Genomic DNA, 1,503 nt, shown 5'->3' with positions numbered 1-1,503 from the left:
GCTGGCGTGGCAGCGGCGGGCGGTGCCGCTTCGATGCGTCGCAGCACCGCCTTGATGCGCGCTACCAGCTCGCGCAGGTCGAAGGGTTTGGTGACGTAGTCGTCGGCCCCGACCTCCAGTCCCACCACCTTGTCGACCGCGTCACCCCGGCCGGTCACGATCACCAGGCCACAGCGCCAGTGCTCGCGCAGCTGGCGGGCGATCACGAAGCCGTCTTCACCCGGCAGGCCCAGGTCGAGCAGCACCAGGGCCGGGGTGTCCTGGGCCATCAGGTCCATCAGCGAGGGGCCGTTGTGCAGCTGGCTCACCCGAAAGCCGTGCGTCATGAGGTAGTTGCCCAGCAACTGGGTGATGTCGACTTCGTCGTCGAGAACGGCAAGGTGGGTCGGTGTGGGGGTCACGGGCGGCGTGTCGGGGAAGTGGGCGTCCGAGCGTACATCCTCGGCCTGACGATTGTCTGTCTGGCACGCCGGGCTCACCCATTTTCGCCGGATCGAGGAGGGCTCAGTGCGAGATCAGCACCGGCACCGTCATCTGCGCGAGCACCGAGCGGGTCACGCCCCCCACCACCAGCTCGGTGACGCGCGTGTGGCCGTAGCCGCCCATCACGATCAGGTCGGCGCCCAGGTCGCAGGCGCGCGAGAGCAACGCGTTGCCCACGTCGAGCTCGGTGACCTCGCGGCGCAAGTTGGCCTCGATGCCATGGCGTTGCAGCCAGGCGCCCACACCATCGAGCGACGGCGCGCTGCCGGCGTCGCGCGGGTGCATGAAACTGAGCACGCTCACTTGCTGCGCGCGGCGCAAGATCGGCAGCGCATCGGCCAGCGCGCGTGCGGCCTCGCGGCTGTCGTGCCAGGCCACCACCACCCGTTCGCCCACGGTGTTGAACTCGCCCGCATACGGCACCACCAGCACCGGCCGGCCCGCATGCAGAAACACCTGCTGCGGAAAGTCCCACGACACCAGCGGCGTGAAATGCTTCGGGTCGTTCTGGCCGAGCACCACCAGGTCGGCGGCGCTCGCGTGCTGCAGCACGGCGCTCAGGCTGTCGTCGTCATGCATGCGACCTTCGTGCGAGACCAGGCCGAGCGGTGCGACTTGCGTGTTGAACAGGCTCACCAGGATGGCGGCGCGCTGCAACATCTGCTCGCGCGCGGCGCCGGCCCCCAGCTGTCTCGGCTGCAGCTCGGCCGGCAGGCTCACCATGCCGCTGGGCGCCAGGCCAAGCAGGTGGCTGCCGTGGACCCGGGCCAACGTGGCCGCCAGCGCCACACGCGCCGCGCAGCGCGGCGATTCGTCCAGGTGGACGAGGATGCTTCGGTAGGTCATGGCTGGGCTCTCCCCGGGGTACGGGCAGAGTCTGCGCAAGCCGGCATGGGCCCGGCGTGCGCCAGATCAAGATTTCAGGCGGGTCTCCCCGAGCTCACCAAACTGGCTGCAGCCTCGGCACACGGTCTGCTCCGGGGCTTGCAGCAACTCGTCCCAGCCGATGGGTTCATGGCA

General features: G+C 69.5%; 2 protein-coding genes. Both read right to left on the bottom strand.

The window, feature by feature from the left end; genetic code table 11:
• On the bottom strand, positions 1-401 hold a 401-nt coding region (locus tag RMO40_RS19760), incomplete at its 3' end, for a response regulator (protein WP_309725023.1).
• A 103-nt stretch (positions 402-504) separates the two neighbouring features.
• Positions 505-1,329 carry a universal stress protein gene (locus RMO40_RS19755; RefSeq protein WP_309725021.1) on the bottom strand — a complete coding sequence of 275 codons (825 nt, stop codon included), beginning with the start codon at positions 1,327-1,329 and terminating at the stop codon, positions 505-507.
• Positions 1,330-1,503: the final 174 nt, after the last annotated feature.

It is taken from the genome of Rhizobacter sp. (assembly GCF_031412075.1).
Lineage (GTDB): Bacteria > Pseudomonadota > Gammaproteobacteria > Burkholderiales > Burkholderiaceae_C > Rhizobacter.
The sequence above is the reverse complement of the archived record's forward strand: the minus strand, read 5'-3'. Positions and strand labels throughout refer to the sequence as shown.